General features: G+C 66.2%; 13 protein-coding genes. 8 read left to right on the forward strand and 5 right to left on the reverse strand.

What is annotated here, in order from left to right; translation table 11 throughout:
- Positions 1–209: 209 nt before the first annotated feature.
- On the reverse strand, positions 210–2,888 hold the full coding sequence (locus ABC728_RS20110) for a HAMP domain-containing protein (RefSeq protein ID WP_416620713.1): 2,679 nt from the start codon (positions 2,886–2,888) through the stop codon (positions 210–212).
- 63 nt (positions 2,889–2,951) lie between these two features.
- Complete coding sequence (gene ygfZ / locus ABC728_RS20115; protein WP_416620712.1) at positions 2,952–3,830, reverse strand: CAF17-like 4Fe-4S cluster assembly/insertion protein YgfZ; 879 nt, start codon at positions 3,828–3,830, stop codon at positions 2,952–2,954.
- 173 nt (positions 3,831–4,003) lie between these two features.
- On the opposite strand from ygfZ, the gene ABC728_RS20120 reads away from it, so the two are divergent.
- A complete protein-coding gene (locus tag ABC728_RS20120) occupies positions 4,004–5,209 on the forward strand; it encodes an O-antigen ligase family protein (RefSeq protein ID WP_445376471.1) in 1,206 nt (401 codons plus the stop codon).
- On the opposite strand, the gene ABC728_RS20125 is transcribed toward ABC728_RS20120, so the two are convergent.
- Positions 5,193–6,218: an SPOR domain-containing protein gene (locus ABC728_RS20125; RefSeq protein ID WP_416620710.1), complete on the reverse strand. Its 1,026-nt coding sequence runs from the start codon at positions 6,216–6,218 to the stop codon at positions 5,193–5,195. The genes ABC728_RS20120 and ABC728_RS20125 overlap by 17 nt on opposite strands.
- 118 nt (positions 6,219–6,336) lie before the next feature.
- Between ABC728_RS20125 and ABC728_RS20130 the strand changes: the two genes are divergently transcribed.
- The 3 genes from ABC728_RS20130 (at position 6,337) to ABC728_RS20140 (ending at position 8,628) form a co-directional block, all read left to right on the forward strand.
- Entirely contained in the window at positions 6,337–6,681 is a 345-nt protein-coding gene (locus tag ABC728_RS20130) for a hypothetical protein (protein WP_416620709.1), read from the forward strand.
- A 224-nt stretch (positions 6,682–6,905) separates the two neighbouring features.
- Positions 6,906–7,655, forward strand: a complete 750-nt coding sequence (locus ABC728_RS20135; RefSeq protein ID WP_445376472.1) for an electron transfer flavoprotein subunit beta/FixA family protein — start codon at positions 6,906–6,908, stop codon at positions 7,653–7,655.
- Positions 7,656–7,686: 31 nt separating this feature from the next.
- The gene (locus ABC728_RS20140; protein WP_416622361.1) at positions 7,687–8,628 is read left to right on the forward strand and encodes an electron transfer flavoprotein subunit alpha/FixB family protein; all 942 of its coding nucleotides are present in this window, start codon (positions 7,687–7,689) and stop codon (positions 8,626–8,628) included.
- A 68-nt stretch (positions 8,629–8,696) separates the two neighbouring features.
- On the opposite strand, the gene ABC728_RS20145 is transcribed toward ABC728_RS20140, so the two are convergent.
- Both ABC728_RS20145 and ABC728_RS20150 read right to left on the reverse strand, forming a co-directional pair.
- On the reverse strand, positions 8,697–9,485 hold the full coding sequence (locus ABC728_RS20145) for an ABC transporter ATP-binding protein (protein WP_416617623.1): 789 nt from the start codon (positions 9,483–9,485) through the stop codon (positions 8,697–8,699).
- A complete protein-coding gene (locus tag ABC728_RS20150) occupies positions 9,482–10,252 on the reverse strand; it encodes an MlaE family ABC transporter permease (RefSeq protein ID WP_416617622.1) in 771 nt (256 codons plus the stop codon). The genes ABC728_RS20145 and ABC728_RS20150 overlap by 4 nt, the downstream gene beginning before the upstream one ends.
- Positions 10,253–10,896: 644 nt before the next feature.
- Between ABC728_RS20150 and ABC728_RS20155 the strand changes: the two genes are divergently transcribed.
- From ABC728_RS20155 to mreD, 4 genes are all read left to right on the forward strand, one after another.
- Positions 10,897–12,459, forward strand: coding sequence for a 2-isopropylmalate synthase (locus ABC728_RS20155; RefSeq protein WP_416617621.1), 1,563 nt, complete (start codon positions 10,897–10,899; stop codon positions 12,457–12,459).
- A gap of 294 nt (positions 12,460–12,753) precedes the next feature.
- A complete protein-coding gene (locus ABC728_RS20160; RefSeq protein ID WP_416617620.1) occupies positions 12,754–13,791 on the forward strand; it encodes a rod shape-determining protein in 1,038 nt (345 codons plus the stop codon).
- Between the two features lie 110 nt (positions 13,792–13,901).
- Entirely contained in the window at positions 13,902–14,780 is an 879-nt protein-coding gene (gene mreC / locus ABC728_RS20165; protein WP_416617619.1) for a rod shape-determining protein MreC, read from the forward strand.
- A gap of 8 nt (positions 14,781–14,788) precedes the next feature.
- Entirely contained in the window at positions 14,789–15,298 is a 510-nt protein-coding gene (gene mreD, locus ABC728_RS20170) for a rod shape-determining protein MreD (protein WP_445376473.1), read from the forward strand.
- The last annotated feature ends 48 nt before the right edge of the window (positions 15,299–15,346 follow it).

Consider the following 15,346-nt stretch of genomic DNA (forward strand, 5'->3'; position numbering starts at 1 on the left):
TTGTGACATTACCCGCGCAGGGTGCCGGATTTATGCCCTGTGCCTTTGATCTCGCCTCCTCGAGATCGAAGGCTTCGGCGGCACGTGCCGCCGCCGCGCCGGTCGGCACGGATATCAAGGGTCATTGTCCATGCCCCTTGGCTATTATACCCGCGGCCGGAAACCGTGACCGATGGTCAAGGTTTTCGGCACCTCAAACGCCGGCGCCGTCATCCGGCGGCCCCGCGCAACTGATCGGCGATCTGGGCCAGCCGGGTGCCCAGATCGCGGGCGGCGTTGGCGCTGGCGGTCTCGTTCTGGCGGCTGGCGGAACGCAGCAGGTCGATGGCGCGCGACAGGTCGACCGACAGCCCGTCCAGCCGCAGAACCCGCTCGCGCAGGTTCTGGGTCAGTTCCGATACGATGGACAGGTCGGTCCGTTCCCGGTTGCGGGTTTCCTCCAGCACGCCGCGCACGCTGTCGGTCGTGCTGTCCAGCCGGTCACCCAGCCGGTCGATGCCGTCCAGGCGGGCCTTCAATGCCTCCGCGATGGTCAGAAGCTCCGCATTCTCTCGTTCCCGTCCGGCATTGTCGGATGCGGCCAGCGCGTGCAAGGCCGCCGTCGCTGCCGACAATCCGCCGGCCATGCCTTCGATGTTCTGGATGCGCTGCTGAAGCTTGTCCACCAGCCCAACCGCCTGATCGACGGCCATCTTCTCCCGGTTGTCGGCGCTGGCGACCAGGGCGTGAACGGCGTCGATGGCGGCGCGCAGCCCGGCCGTCAGGTCGATCAGTCCCTGCGGGGTATGGTCCTTGTCGCGCACGGCATCCAGTTCGGCCGCCACCGACTTCATGTCGGCCAGCAGCCGTTCCTGCTGTCCGACGGTGCGCGACAGGGTGGTCGTGGCGATATGCGCCTCCGACGACAGGGCCTTGGTTTCCTGCCGCAGGTCGCCGGTCAGGTCGCGCAGACGGGCGGTGGCGTCGTCCACACCGCCCGTCAGGCTTTGTGCCAGCCGGCCCGCCGTCTCCCCGATCTCCTTCACCCGGTCGGCGATCTGGGTGGCGCTGCCGCGCATGCGGGTCAGCAGGTCGGCGATGGCTTCATGCTGGCCGGGCTCCACGCGCCGGCGCTCGAACTCCTGCCGCAGCCCGTCGCTGGTCAGACGCAGCCCGTCCACGGCGTCGGCCATGCTGTCGGCGCGGTCCGACACATCGGCCATCAGGCTGCTGAAGCGGGCCTGGATGTCGTGGAACTGCTCGGCCAGTGGTTCCAGCTTGCCGCGCGTCATGTCCTCCGCGATTTCCGCTGATTGCTGCATGGCGTGCTGGGCATGGTTCATGCTGTCCAGCGCGGCTTCCAGCTTGTAGGCGATTTCCGCGGCGCGGTCGTCCAACTGGTCTGCGGCACGCGATACCTGATGGCCGGCATCCTCCAGCCGGGCCGCGGCCTTCTCCGTCGCCTCGTCCAGGCGGCTGGTGGCGCCACCCAGGGCGGCGAACAGCGCCTTTTCCCCATCTTCCATGGCGTCGGCGGCGCGTGTCATGCGGCTGCCGGTCTGGTCCACGGTACCGGCCAGCATGTCGCCGGAGGCCCGCAGGATCTTCACGGCCGACAGCAGGCTTTGCTGTGCCTCCGTCATGGTGGCCGACAGCGCCTTGGCGGCGTCGCGCGCCTCCACGCTGGCATGGCGGATATCGCTGTCGCTTTCCGACAGGCTGCCCAGCGTGTCGCTGACCTTGGTCTCCGTCCGTGACAGCGTATCGGCCAGCATGTCGGCATGCTGTCGCAGCGCATCGACCACGGCATCCAGACCGTTATGATCCCCGCTGGCGTCGAAGGCACGGACCTGGGCCACGGCATGGCCCAGCATTTCCGTCGCCTGACGGATCTCCCGGTTGCTTTCCGTCACCGTGCGCACCGCGGCCGCGCAGAGCTGGTTCACCTGGCCCAGTGTCTCGTGCAATTGCTGCTTCGTGTCGCCCACGATGCGGCCGACATCGTTGCCCAGCACGGCCAGCGTGCCGCCGGCCCCGCGCAGCCGGGCCGTCAGCGCCTCGAACAGGTCGGCATAGTCGCCTTCGAATTTCAGGCGCAGGCGCCCATCCTCCGTGGCTACGGAAATGTCGGGAATTTCCGCCGCCTGCTTGCGAAAGGCGTCGATGCTGCGGGCCAGGCCGCCGAACTCGTCCGGGCGCTCGGTCCCCCACAGGGGGGCGCGCCAGTCGCCGCGGGCCACGGCATCCACCCCGCGCCCCAGTTCCGACAGGGGACGCAGCACCCGCGTGCCCAGCAATGTCAGGAAGGCGAACAGCGTGACGACCAGGGCCAGTACGGCGGCGCCGCCCAGCCACAGCCCGCGGGTCGCCACCTCCTCCAGCCGGGCCAGTTCCACGGCCTGCTGCGTGCGCGACCGCTGGTCGATCCGGTCGGCCAGGGCGGCATAGCGGGTGAGGAGGATGACGGGTGTGGTCTGGCCCAGCGCCGTGGGCCCGCCATTGGCCGATTCCAGGGCCCGGCGCGCGCTGTCCAGCAGGCGCTTGAGATCGGCGGCCAGTTCCAGTTCGGCCGGTGTCAGCCGCTTGCCCTGCAGACCGCGCAGGGACTGGTCGGCGGCGTCCAGGCTGGCCCGCATCTCGGCCCGTGCCTCGGCATTGCCGGTTTCGGCAAATTGCGCCAGGGCCGACAGGAAACCGTCATGGCCCATGCGCTGCTGGAAATCGATCAGCAGCCGGGTCTTGGCCAGCGTGTCGCCCGGCACCTCGAGGTTGCCGGCCTGCACCTGATATTGCGCCATCTGGAAGGTCGTGCCGGCCGCCAGGGCGCCAACCAGGATGGTGGCGCCCAGCGCGATGGCGGTGCTCAGGCTCCGCAGCGACGACAGCCGCGCTCCCACGCCCCGCTCCATGATGCCTCCCAACCCTGATCTTGCGTCGATGGGCGGAGAGACTAACCAATTATTGTGTTCAGTTCACTCATTCCTTGGCGTATCGCCTTCCGACGGGGGTAGAGGCAGCCAGGCGGGGGGCTGGGGCCGCAGCCGGACCCCGCCACAGGCCAGCGCCCGGCCCATCGTCAGCGCCTCCAGCCGAATCAGGGCCAGGGCCCGATCCCCGCAGCCGCTGCGGATTTCCCCCACCTCCGTCCCATCGGCCGTGACGGGCGTGCCGGGTTCGGGCAGCGGGCCGTCGACGGCCACCGGCAACAGCCGTTTCTTCACCAGTCCGCGATATTTGGTGCGCGCCGTCAGTTCCTGGCCGACATAACAGCCCTTGTCCCAGGCGATGGCGTGCAGTTCGTCGAAGCCATTGTCCAGCAGGATGGATTTCTCCACCACCAGGTCGCGCGTGCCGTCGGGAATGCCCAGCAGCAGCCGGGCGCGGTCCCAGGTGGCGAAGGCGCCGGTCGCCGCGGGGGTCGCATCGGCCCGCAGGACCAGCCGCCGCCCCAGCCCGGCATGGCGCGGGTCGACCAGGCTCCAGCCGCCGGCGACGGGGATGACCTGTCCCGCCGGCGCATCGGCAGGGCCGGGATCCGCCAACACCCGGTACTCGTCCGACAGGTCGGTCAGCTCGACCTTGGACCGCAGCTTGTACATCCGCAGGCGTCGCAGCAAATCCTCCCGCCGGGACGCCTCCACATCCAGCAGCAGGCGGTCATTGTCGGCGAACAGAATGAAATCATGCAGATACTTGCCCTGTGCCGTCAGCAGCGCGGCCCATATCGCCCGGTCCTGGCCGGCTCGGGTCACATCGTTGCTGATCAGTCCCTGCAGGAAGGCGACACGGTCCGGCCCGCCGATGGCGATGATGGCCCGGTCGGGCAGGGGGATCAGCGGTGCGGACATCATGGTGGTTCGATCCGGAAATGGTTCGGTACAGGGCTGCTTAAATATAAGCGGTACCGGCGGGGCGCATAGGGGGCACGTGGGGCTTGTGCGAAATCGCGCTTGGTTCTGCCCTGGTTAGCCGTTAAATGAGAAGATACAGGGGCGCTGATCTGTCTGATCCAAGGGCGGCAGCGATGCATGCGGACAAGGGGGGGCACGCTGGTGCTCCCGTCATCGTCTTTATAATTGGTCTGGGTATCCCGCTGCTGGCAGCGGTCGTGCCCCTGGCGCCGCTTGGCATGGCGCCGGGCATGGTCGCTCTTTCGGTCTTCGCGCTCATGGCCTGCCTGTGGCGGGAACGGCGCCTGCCGCTTCCCGATCCGTTGATCCTGACCGGCCTGGGCCTTTTCATTGCCTGGACGGGGCTTGGCCTGTCCTGGACGGGGGCCATGGGCCGGGCCCTGGAATCCTGGGCCGCCTTTCTCTATGTCTTCGTGCCGGGTCTGTTCTTTTTGACGGCCCTGGGCCGGCTGGCTCCCGATCGGGCGCGGCAGGCTGCACGCTGGCTGCTGCCGGCGGCCGTATTCGGGGCGATCCTGTTCACGCTGGAACTGATCGGGGACCAGCCGATCCAGCACCTGGCCTCACCGGGCAAGACCGACCTCAACCTGGAACGCGATATCAATCGGGCGGCCGTGCTGCTGGCCCTGCTGGCGGGACCGGTATCGTTGCTGATGTGGCGGCTGGGCCAACGTGTGCCGGCGGTTCTGGCGTTGGCGGGGGCGCTGGTGCTGACCATGTTCAGCACCAGCGAATTGGCCGTTGCCTTCCTGCTGGCCCTGCTGCTGTTGCTGGCTTTGGGCTACTGGTCAGTGCGGCTGGCGGCCGGTCTGGTGGCGACGGGCATCGTGCTGGGCCTGGCATTCTGTGGACAGGCCGCCCAGTGGATGACGCGGGCCGGCCTGCCACAGGCGGAATGGCTGCCGGCCAGTTCCCGTCACCGGATGATGACCTGGAACTTCGTGGCGGAGAACCTGGACGCACATCCCTGGCGCGGGTGGGGACTGGAAGCCTCCCGTGTCATTCCCGGTGGGGAAGGTATTTTCCCCGGCACCTTGAACTGGCCCGTCCTGCCGATCCATCCGCACAGCCTGTTCCTGCAGATCCGGCTGGAGCTGGGCTGGATCGGCGCGCTGGCGGCGGGGTTCCTGCTGCTTGTCGTGCTGCGCCGGCTGACCCGGCTGGACCCTTCCATCCGGGCCATGGCCGTGGCGCTGTTCGGCGCGTCCATCCTGATGCAAAGCTTCGCCTATGGTGCCTGGCAGGCCTGGATCCTGTGCGGCATGCTGTTCGCGGGCGCTGTGCTGGCCCTGGCGGGGCGGGTCAGGGGCCCTTCTTGACCAGACAATCCGTGCCGGCCGCCTTCAGGCGCTCGCACAGGGCGACCGCAGCGGCCCGGTCGGCAAAGCCGGTCAGGAAAACACGGGTATAGATGCCGCGGGCGCCCAGGTCGGCCTGGATCAGGGCGGGCTGCCTATCGCCCAGCAGCGGTGCCTGGCGCAATGCAAGACGCCGCCAATGCTGCTCGGCCTCCGCCCGGCTGGGCAGGGAGCCGACCTGGATGACCCAGCCGTCGCCGAGGTCGCCGGCGGATCCGGGTGCAGGGGCGGGCGGCGCCACCCCGGACGTCACAGGCGGCGGCGTGGGTGATGCCGGCGGGGGCACCGGTTCGGCCGCCGGCCGCTGCACGGGGACGGATGGTCCCGCTGAAGGCGGCGGCGGCGCAGCGGTCCCGGCGGCCAAGGTGGCGGCTGGTGCGCCCATCGCCGGCAGCGGTGCCCGTGACCGGAGCGTCGCTTCCCTGATCTGGTCCGGCGTGGCTTGCGCCTCGATATCCTTTTCCAGGCGGATGGCAGCCACCAGCCGCTTGGCGGCGGCGCGTTTGGCCCAGGTCAGTGCCTCCACGACGTCCTTCTGCGTCCCCAGACCGAAGAAGGTCAGGGCCGCCAGGTTGTTCTGGGCGTGCATGTCGCCGGCCATGGCGGCCGGTCGCAGGAATTCCAAAGCCTTGGCATGGTTTGCCGGCAGGTCCTGACCAAAGGCGTAGAGCGCGCCTGCCATGCTCTGCGCCCCGACATGTCCGCCGCGCGCGGCCTGTTCCAGCAGATCCAGGCCGCGGCGTGCGTCCTTGGCGACTCCGCGTCCCTGGACCAGCATCTCGCCGGCCAGATACTGGCCCGAACTGTCGCCCGCTTCCGCCGCCGCGTTGAATTCCCGGAAGGCCGTGGCGTAGTCGCCATTGGAAAAGGCGATGCGCCCGGCCTGGATGTCGGCCAGCGCGGGGGCGGCCAGCAGCAAGGGCAGCGGCAGAACCAGGGCGGCAAGGGACGTGCGGGCGCGGGGCAGCATGCGGGTCATCATCCGGTCACAGGGCAGGGCTTCTTCATAGCGGACATGGGGCCGCTTGACGATGCCGGATAAACGGGCTTCAAACCAGCAACCTTGTCGATGCACTGGAGATTTGGCGATGGCCGCCAGGAAGAACCCGCTGAACCTGAACCCCTTGCAGTTGAAGACCCTGACCTTGTTCCAGGCTCTTGCCGAGTTCGAGGATATCTGCCGTCCCATCGGGGATGGCGCGGTGGAGGTGCTGGAACTGCCCTTCACGGCGCATGGCAATCATTTCCATCTGGGGCCCTGGCTGGTCTATGCCCAGGATGCCACGGGCCTGCGCAACCCGGCACCCTGGGCCGTGCTGGAACGCAAGGGGCTGATCCGGGGTAATTTTCCGATGTCCGTCGTGCTGACGCGGGAAGGGCTGGATTATGAGACCGGCATGCGCCGGCAGATTTTGCAGGGTTCGGATCATTGACCCTTGGCGGCGGCGGGAAGCGAGGATTTCATGGTGCTGGCGGTCAAGGGGGGCTGGTTTCCAGGATGTGGCCGGCGCGTTGGGCGCGCTGCCGTTCTTGACGGATTTGATCAATCATTTTGATCAGAACGGGCCTTTACGACCGGCTTTGTCCCGTCCACCTTGTCGCCTATCCTGGCCGAGCCAGTTTTGTTCCCTGGAAGCCCTAACAAGAGCGCCCTCAGATGAAACTCCTTGTCGCCGTTAAGCGTGTCGTTGACTACAACGTCAAGATCCGCGTGAAGCCCGACAGCAGCGGTGTTGAGCTGTCGAATGTCAAGATGTCGATGAACCCGTTTGACGAGATTGCGGTTGAGGCTGCGGTTCGTTTGAAGGAGGCTGGGAAGGCCTCTGAGATCGTGGTTGTTTCGATTGGTCCTGCGGCGTCGCAGGAGACGATCCGGACGGCGCTTGCGATGGGTGGGGACCGTGGTGTGCTGGTGCAGGCCGACGGGGAGGTCCAGCCTCTTGCGGTTGCCAAGCTTCTGAAGGCGGTCGTTGAGAAGGAGAGCCCGGATCTGGTGATCCTGGGCAAGCAGGCGATCGACGATGACAGCAACCAGACGGGCCAGGCTCTGGCGGCCCTTCTGGGGTGGAGCCAGGGGACGTTCGCGTCGAAGGTTGAGCCGGGCGATGGCAAGGTCGCGGTGACGCGGGAGATCGACGGCGGTCTTGAGACGGTCGATCTGACGCTGCCGTCGGTTGTGACGACGGACCTTCGCCTGAACGAGCCGCGCTATGCGTCGCTGCCGAACATCATGAAGGCGAAGAAGAAGCCGATCGAGACGCTGGCGCCGGATGCGCTGGGCGTTGACATTGCGCCGCGCCTGACGGTGCTGAAGGTGACGGAGCCGCCCAAGCGCAAGGGCGGGGTGAAGGTCGCCAGCGTCGACGAGCTTGTGGCCAAGCTGCGCGACGAAGCCCGGGTCATCTGATCCGCGATACCGTCTTCAAAGGATAAGCGACATGAGCATTCTGGTTGTTGCGGAGCCGTCGGACGGTTCCGTGAAGAAGCCGACCCTGACGGTTCTGGGTGCGGCGGCGAAGATCGGCGGTCAGACGGATGTGCTGGTGGCCGGATCGGGCGTGGGCGCGGCGGGCGCGGCGGCGGCTTCTGCTGCCGGCGTGACGAAGGCGCTGGTGGCGGATGCGGCGGAATATGCCCATCCGCTGGCGGAGAATTATGCGCCGCTGGTGGTGGCGGCGGTGAAGGCGGGCGGGTACGGCCATGTGCTGTTCCCGGCCACGACCTTTGGCAAGAACCTGGCGCCGCGTGTGGCGGCCTTGCTGGACGTGCAGCAGATCAGCGAGATCAGCGCCGTGGTGGATGGCGACACGTTCGAGCGGCCGATCTATGCCGGCAACGCGATCGCGACGGTGAAATCGTCGGACGCGATCAAGGTGGTGACGGTGCGCGGCACGGCGTTCGAGGCGGTGGCGGAGACGGGCGGTTCGGGCCATGTGGAGGCCCTGGCTGCCACGGGCGATGCCGGGCTGTCGCGCTTCGTGTCGGCGGAGCTGACCAAGTCTGAACGGCCGGAACTGACCAGCGCGCGGGTCATCGTATCGGGCGGGCGCGGCATGCAGTCGGGCGACAATTTCCCGCTGCTGGACGCGCTGGCCGACAAGCTGGGCGCCGCCGTCGGCGCCTCCCGCGCGGCGGTGGATGCCGGCTTCGTGCCCAACGATTATCAGGTCGGCCAGACCGGCAAAATCGTCGCACCGGAACTCTACATCGCCGTCGGCATCTCCGGCGCCATCCAGCACCTGGCCGGCATGAAGGACAGCAAGGTCATCGTCGCCATCAACAAGGACGAAGAGGCTCCCATGTTCCAGGTCGCCGACTATGGAATCGTCGGCGACCTCTTCAAGATCGTACCCGAACTCACCGAGAAAATCGCAGGCTGAGGGGGAAGATCTGAAAATAAAACACCCGCCATGGGGAACCATGGCGGGTGTTTTTTCGCGTGGCGCCTTCAGAATGCCTTGATCTGCATCTTGATCGGCCCGTCGGCGCGGCCGTGGATGAACTGTTCGACATAGGGATTGCCGGAATTGTCGATTTCCGACACCGGCCCCACCCAGATCAGCTTTCCCTGGTACAGCATGGCGACGCGGTCGGCGATCTTGCGGGCGCTGGCCATGTCGTGGGTGATGGAAAGGGCCGTGGCGCCCAGGTCCTTCACGCATTTCACGATCAGGTCGTTGATCACGTCGGCCATGATGGGATCCAGGCCCGTGGTCGGCTCGTCGAAGAAGATGATCTCCGGGCGCGTGCAGATGGCACGGGCCAGGCCGACGCGCTTTTGCATGCCGCCGGACAGTTCCGACGGGAACAGGTCGGCCACGTCGGGGCTCAGTCCCACGGCGCCCAGCGTGGCGACGGCGCGTTCCCTGGCTTCCCGCCGGCCCACGCGCTGGCCCTGGATCAGGCCGAAGGCCACGTTTTCCCAAACAGGCAGGCTGTCGAACAGGGCTGCCCCCTGGAACAGCATGCCGAACTTGGCCATGGCCCGTTCCCGGTCGCGCCCGCCGATATGGGTCGTGTCCTCCCCATCGATATGGATGCGGCCTTCATCGGGCTGCAGGATGCCAAGGATGCTTTTCAGCAGCACCGACTTGCCCGTGCCGGAACCGCCGATGATGACGACGCTTTCCCCGCGCCCCACATCCAGGTCGATACCATCCAGCACGACCTTCGGGCCAAAGGCCTTCTTCACGCCCCGCAACGAAATCTTGGGCACGTCCAGTTCGGGCGTCGTCATGAGAAGAAGATCCCCGTCAAGAGATAGTTCAGCACCAGGATGAGGATGGAGGCCGAGACCACGGCGTTCGTGGTGGCAGCCCCCACGCCCTGCGCCCCGCCGCGCGAATTATAACCGTGGTAGCAGCCCATCAGTGAGATGACGAAGCCGAAGCAGGCCGCCTTCACCAGGCCCGACACCACATCCATGAATTCCAGATACTGCCAGGTATTGTTGATGTAGCTGGCGGCGTTGAAGTCCAGCCGGTAGACCGCCACCAGATAGCCGCCGAACACCCCGATGATATCGGCCACCAGCACCAGCAGCGGCAGCATGGTGGTGCCGGCGATCAGGCGCGGCACGACCAGATATTTGTAGGGATTGGTCGACAGTGTCGACAGCGCGTCCACCTGTTCGGTCACGCGCATGGTGCCCAGTTCGGCCGCCATGGCGGCGCCGATGCGTCCGGCGACCATCAGCCCGGCCAGAACCGGCCCCAGTTCGCGCGTGATGGACAGCACGACGACGGTGGCGATGGCGCTTTCCGCGGAAAACCGGGAAAAGCCGCTATAGCTTTGCAGTGCCAGCACCATGCCGGTGAACACGGCCGTCAGGCCGACCACGGGAAGGCTGTAATAGCCGATCTCCAGCATCTGCCGGCCGATATGGCGGAAATAGAAAGGCGGGCGCAGGCAGTGGGACAGCGCCGTCAGCGTGAACAGGGCCAGCCGGCCCGTCGCCTCCAGGAAGGTCAGGGTGGCGCGGCCGATCGCACTCAGGAAATTCATCACTCCGACCTTCTCATGCGGGACCCGGAACTACGGCTAGACAATGGGGTGCCTCCTGTCAATGTCGAGAGGGGGTCGAGAGGGGCTGCCCCGCATTCACGCCACGCTGTCGCGTGGATGTGGCGCGGATGTGGCGCAGCGTGTGCCGATCACGGCCGATGGCCCATGCCGGGGCCGGCCCGTGCTGTGCCCGCATGGAAGTTTTGCATTTGTTTCCGTGCGAAGCATCTTGCCGTGCCGGGGATTTCGCCGTAAAACCGGGTGGAGAAACGAGCTGCCGGCCCTGTCCGGCATGCGCGCACCCTTGGATGGACAGGTCTTTCCCCGTGACAACGGCCGGCCACATCGCTGACAGCATGAAGATGACGGGCATTGCCGCCCGTTCCATCGGCCTGTCCGCCCGCCTGTCTGCGTCTTCCATCCGCTGCGGCCGTGTTGTTCCGGCTGCCACCCCCGTTCGGGTCGCCACCCTACGACTAATCTCCCCCTGACCGCCCGATGCCGTGCCGCCTTTGTCGTGGCATGGTCCGCGATCAGGGGTCTAGGCGCCGCCCCGGCGCCGCAGGAAGCCGCCTAAATCGATATTTCTCCGGTGCCGCGCATCCCTTCGGGATCGGGCCGGACCTGCCGCAAGGGACCAGGACATGAGCAGCATCATCCGCGACAGCAACCGCGTCATCATTTTCGACACCACCCTGCGTGACGGGGAACAGGCGCCCGGCTGTTCCATGAACCTGGATGAGAAGCTGCGCATCGCCACCGTGCTGGAGGAGATGGGCGTCGATGTGATCGAAGCCGGCTTCCCCATCGCGTCCAATGGTGATTTCGAGGCGGTGCGCGAGGTGGCGCGGACCGTGAAGAATTCCATGGTCTGTGCGCTGGCCCGCACCGCCCGTGCCGACATCGACCGCGCGGCAGAGGCGTTGCAGCTTGCTCAGCGCAAGCGCATCCACACCTTCATTTCCACCAGCCCCGTCCACATGAACTACATGTTGAAGATGACGGAAGAGGAGGTGCTGGCGCGCACGATCGAGTATGTCTCCTATGCCCGCAACCTGGTGGAGGATGTGGAATGGTCGGCCCAGGATGGCAGCCGGTCGGACCGCGACTTCCTGTGCCGCTGCGTTGAGGCGGCCATCAAGGCCGGCGCCACCACCATCAATATCCCCGATACGGTCGGCTATGCCCTGCCGGAGGAATATGCGTCCATGTTCAAGGACGTGATGACCCGCGTTCCCAACAGTGATCAGGCCGTCTTCTCCGTCCATTGCCATAACGACCTGGGGCTGGCCGTGGCCAATTCGCTGGCCGGTATCGGCGTCGGCGTGCGTCAGGTGGAATGCACGGTCAATGGTCTGGGCGAGCGCGCGGGCAACGCCTCCATGGAAGAGGTGGTGATGGCCCTGCGCACCCGCCACGACCTGATCGGCTGCACCACCGGCATCAAGACCGAGCATATCACCCGCGCTTCCCGCCTTGTTTCCACCATCACCGGCTTCCAGGTGCAGCCCAACAAGGCCATCGTCGGCGCCAATGCCTTCGCCCATGAAAGCGGCATCCACCAGGATGGCATGCTGAAGCATGCCGAGACCTATGAGATCATGACGCCGGAATCGGTGGGTCTGAACCGCTCGTCGCTGGTCATGGGCAAGCATTCCGGCCGTGCCGCCTTCCGCGCCAAGCTGAAGGAACTCGGTTACGACGAGTTGGGCGAGAACGCCATCAACGACGCCTTCGGCCGCTTCAAGGATTTGGCCGACCGCAAGAAGGACATCTATGACGAGGATATCGTCGCCATCATGGATGACGAGGTCGGCCGTCAGAACGACCATATCCGCTTCATCGCCCTGCATGTCGTGGCGGGCTCCCGGGGTCCCCAGCATGCCGTGCTGGAACTGGAGGTGGAGGGTGCGGCCATCGCCCCGGTCGTGGCCTTCGGGAATGGTCCGGTCGATGCCGTGTTCAATGCGCTGAAGCTGGCCGTCCCGCACGAGGCGAAGCTGCAGCTTTATCAGGTGCATGCCGTGACCCAGGGCACCGACGCCCAGGCGGAAGTGACGGTGCGCCTGGAAGAGAATGGCAAGACCGTGAACGGGCAGGGGGCGGATGCCGATACGCTGGTGGCCAGCGCACGGGCCTATGTCCATGCGCTGAACAAGCTGGTGACCAAGCGGCAGAAGACAGCACCCGTCGCCCTGTCCGCCTGATCCGCGGCGACTCCGATTCCCCTATCTGCGGGTTTCAGCCCCCGCCGGCCCCGCGCCGGCGGGGGTTTTTGCCTTTTTGCTGCCATGATTGGGGATCGTTTCGGGAACGTCGGCATTCGCATCCGGCATCATGCGGCAGTGCGGGACAAAAGCCGCGACAAATTCCGGCCTGGGGAGTTTCAAGACTTGAGGGGCTGCCCCCAAATGGTCTATGCAACAAACGCGGTCCGGCATTCCGGAGCCCGATCGCGCGAAGGGCGGCAGAATCCGGGCATCCAGAGATACGCTTTCCCCATGTTTTCAAACCTGCTCGGTATGTTTTCCGCCGACATGGCGATCGACCTTGGTACGGCCAACACGCTGGTTTACGTCAAGGGGCGCGGGATCGTCCTGAACGAGCCATCGGTTGTCGCCATCCGCGACCATCGCGGCAAGAAGCAGGTCCTGGCCGTGGGTGACGAGGCCAAGCTGATGCTTGGCCGCACGCCTGGGAATATCCAGGCCATCCGCCCGCTGCGCGACGGCGTCATTGCCGATTTCGAGGTGGCGGAGGAGATGATCAAGCATTTCATCCGCAAGGTCCATAACCGCCGCAGCTTCGCCAGCCCGGAGATCGTGATCTGTGTGCCCTCCGGCTCCACCGCCGTGGAGCGCCGCGCCATCCAGGAAAGTGCGGAGGCCGCCGGTGCGCGCCGCGTTTCCCTGATCGAGGAGCCGATGGCCGCGGCCATCGGGGCCGGCCTGCCGGTGACGGAGCCGACGGGCAGCATGGTCGTGGATATCGGCGGCGGCACCACCGAGGTGGCCGTCCTGTCGCTGAACGGCACCGTTCATGCCCGTTCCGCCCGCGTCGGTGGCGACAAGATGGACGAGGCCATCATCGGTTACATCCGTCGCCACCATAATCTGCTGGTGGGTGAGGGGTCGGCCGAGCGGATCAAGAAGGAAATCGGGTCCGCCTGCCCGCCGGAGGATGGCGAAGGCCGGGTGATGGAGATCAAGGGGCGCGACCTGATGAACGGCGTGCCCAAGGAACTGGTCATGAGCGAGCGGCAGATCGCCGAAAGCCTGGCCGAACCCGTCAGCCAGATCATCGAGGCCGTGAAGGTGGCACTGGAACATACCGCCCCCGAACTGGCCGCCGACATCGTGGACAAGGGCATCGTCCTGACCGGCGGTGGCGCGCTGCTGGCCAATCTGGACTATGTGCTGCGCCACGCCACAGGCTTGCCCGTGTCCATTGCCGATGATCCGCTGTCCTGTGTGGCGCTGGGTTCCGGTCGGGCGCTGGAAGAGGCAAGCCTGCGCAACGTGTTGATCCGCATGTATTGACGGAACGCGCGCCGCGATCCGCAATTTACATCACGGGTTTTTCACGTTAATTTCTTGTTGTATTCGGGCCGCCGGACAGGGCGGCCCGTCGGTTACGGGAAGCACCTCCGGTGAAGGCACGTAACAGCGGATCCGTTGCACGTATCGCCGCCCCCGTCTGGGGGATGGTGCAGCGTTTCTATTTTCCGCTGCTGATTCTGGCGGCCATCGCCTTGATGATGATCGGTCATGTCAATGGCGGGCTGGTGGACCAGGCCCGTTCGCGCGCGACAGATGCGGTTTCCCCCATCCTGAACGTGTTGTCGCGGCCGGCCGCCAGCGTGGCAGATGCGCTGGAATATTTCCGGTCGCTGACCGATCTGCACAATGAGAATGCCCGCCTGCGGCAGGAGAATGCCCGCCTGCTGCAATGGCAGCAGGCTGCCCTGCGGCTGGAGGCGGAAAACGGTTCGCTGCGCTCCCTCCTGTCGTTCCGGCCCGACCCGGCCGCCACCATCGTCACGGGCCGCGTTGTCGGCGACCTGGGGGGTGCCTTCGTGCGCACCGTGGTGGTCACGGCCGGTGCCCGTGACGGCGTCGCGCGCGGGCAGGCGGCCATGTCGGGTCAGGGACTGATCGGGCGCGTTGTGCAGGTGGGTGAATGGTCGTCGCGCGTGCTGCTGATCACCGACCTGAACGCCCGTATCCCTGTCGTGCTTGAAACCAGCCGTCAGCGCGCCGTGCTGGCGGGGGACAATTCGGACCATCCGCTTCTCACCTATCTACCGCCCAACAGCGAGGTGTCGAAGGGAGAGCGCGTGTTCACGTCCGGTCATGGCGGCATGTTCCCGCCGGGTCTGCCGGTGGGCATGGTGGAACCGGGTCCCGATGGCCGCCCGCGTGTGGTGCCCATGGCCGACCTGTCCCGTCTGGAACATGTCCAGATCATCGATTTCGGTGTTGCGAGCGGTGTTGCCGCCGAAAAGGCGCAGCCGGGCGCTGCGCGTTGAGGGCCGACATGGCCGGTGGAATCCTGACCCAGCTCGACCAGACGGCACGTAATCTGCTGCCATTGGGGATAACCGTGGTGGCCATGCTGATCGGCATGGTGCCGCTGCATCTGCCGGGCTATGCCCCGATCACGGCGCCCTTCATGCTGATGAGTTTCTTCTATTGGGTCATCCATCGCCCGGACTTGCTGCGGCCCATGGTGGTGTTCATGATCGGCCTGCTGCATGACCTGATCAGCGGCACGCCGGTGGGCATGACATCCCTGGCGCTGATCCTGGCCTATTGGCTGCTGATCACGCAGCGCGGCTTTTTCCTGGGCCGGTCCTTCGTGATGCTGTGGATCGGGTTTGCATTGGTCGCGAGTGGTGCGGCAGCGGTACAATGGACCGTCTTCGCGCTGATGACGGCCTCGCTGCTGGATGCGCGCGCGGTGATCGTGCAATCGCTGCTGGGGGTGGCCCTGTTCCCGCTGGTGGCGTATCTGTTGCAGCGTCTGCACCGCGCCTATTTAAGCTAGCGTCCGGCGGGCCGGTGCCTTTTTGCCATTGAGTGTCTATAGGGGTTT

This window comes from Niveispirillum fermenti (assembly GCF_052474395.1).

What these genes read in the sequence shown, in the direction of transcription:
- ABC728_RS20120 (WP_445376471.1), top strand. Translation starts at nt 4,004, where the DNA reads ATGCATGCGGACAAGGGGGGGCACGCTGGTGCTCCCGTCATCGTCTTT.
- ABC728_RS20160 (WP_416617620.1), top strand. Translation starts at nt 12,754, where the DNA reads ATGTTTTCAAACCTGCTCGGTATGTTTTCCGCCGACATGGCGATCGAC.
- ABC728_RS20150 (WP_416617622.1), bottom strand. Translation starts at nt 10,252, where the DNA reads ATGAATTTCCTGAGTGCGATCGGCCGCGCCACCCTGACCTTCCTGGAG.
- ABC728_RS20135 (WP_445376472.1), top strand. Translation starts at nt 6,906, where the DNA reads ATGAAACTCCTTGTCGCCGTTAAGCGTGTCGTTGACTACAACGTCAAG.
- ABC728_RS20110 (WP_416620713.1), bottom strand. Translation starts at nt 2,888, where the DNA reads ATGGAGCGGGGCGTGGGAGCGCGGCTGTCGTCGCTGCGGAGCCTGAGC.
- mreD (WP_445376473.1), top strand. Translation starts at nt 14,789, where the DNA reads ATGGCCGGTGGAATCCTGACCCAGCTCGACCAGACGGCACGTAATCTG.
- ABC728_RS20125 (WP_416620710.1), bottom strand. Translation starts at nt 6,218, where the DNA reads ATGCTGCCCCGCGCCCGCACGTCCCTTGCCGCCCTGGTTCTGCCGCTG.
- ABC728_RS20155 (WP_416617621.1), top strand. Translation starts at nt 10,897, where the DNA reads ATGAGCAGCATCATCCGCGACAGCAACCGCGTCATCATTTTCGACACC.
- ABC728_RS20145 (WP_416617623.1), bottom strand. Translation starts at nt 9,485, where the DNA reads ATGACGACGCCCGAACTGGACGTGCCCAAGATTTCGTTGCGGGGCGTG.
- ABC728_RS20130 (WP_416620709.1), top strand. Translation starts at nt 6,337, where the DNA reads ATGGCCGCCAGGAAGAACCCGCTGAACCTGAACCCCTTGCAGTTGAAG.
- ygfZ (WP_416620712.1), bottom strand. Translation starts at nt 3,830, where the DNA reads ATGATGTCCGCACCGCTGATCCCCCTGCCCGACCGGGCCATCATCGCC.
- ABC728_RS20140 (WP_416622361.1), top strand. Translation starts at nt 7,687, where the DNA reads ATGAGCATTCTGGTTGTTGCGGAGCCGTCGGACGGTTCCGTGAAGAAG.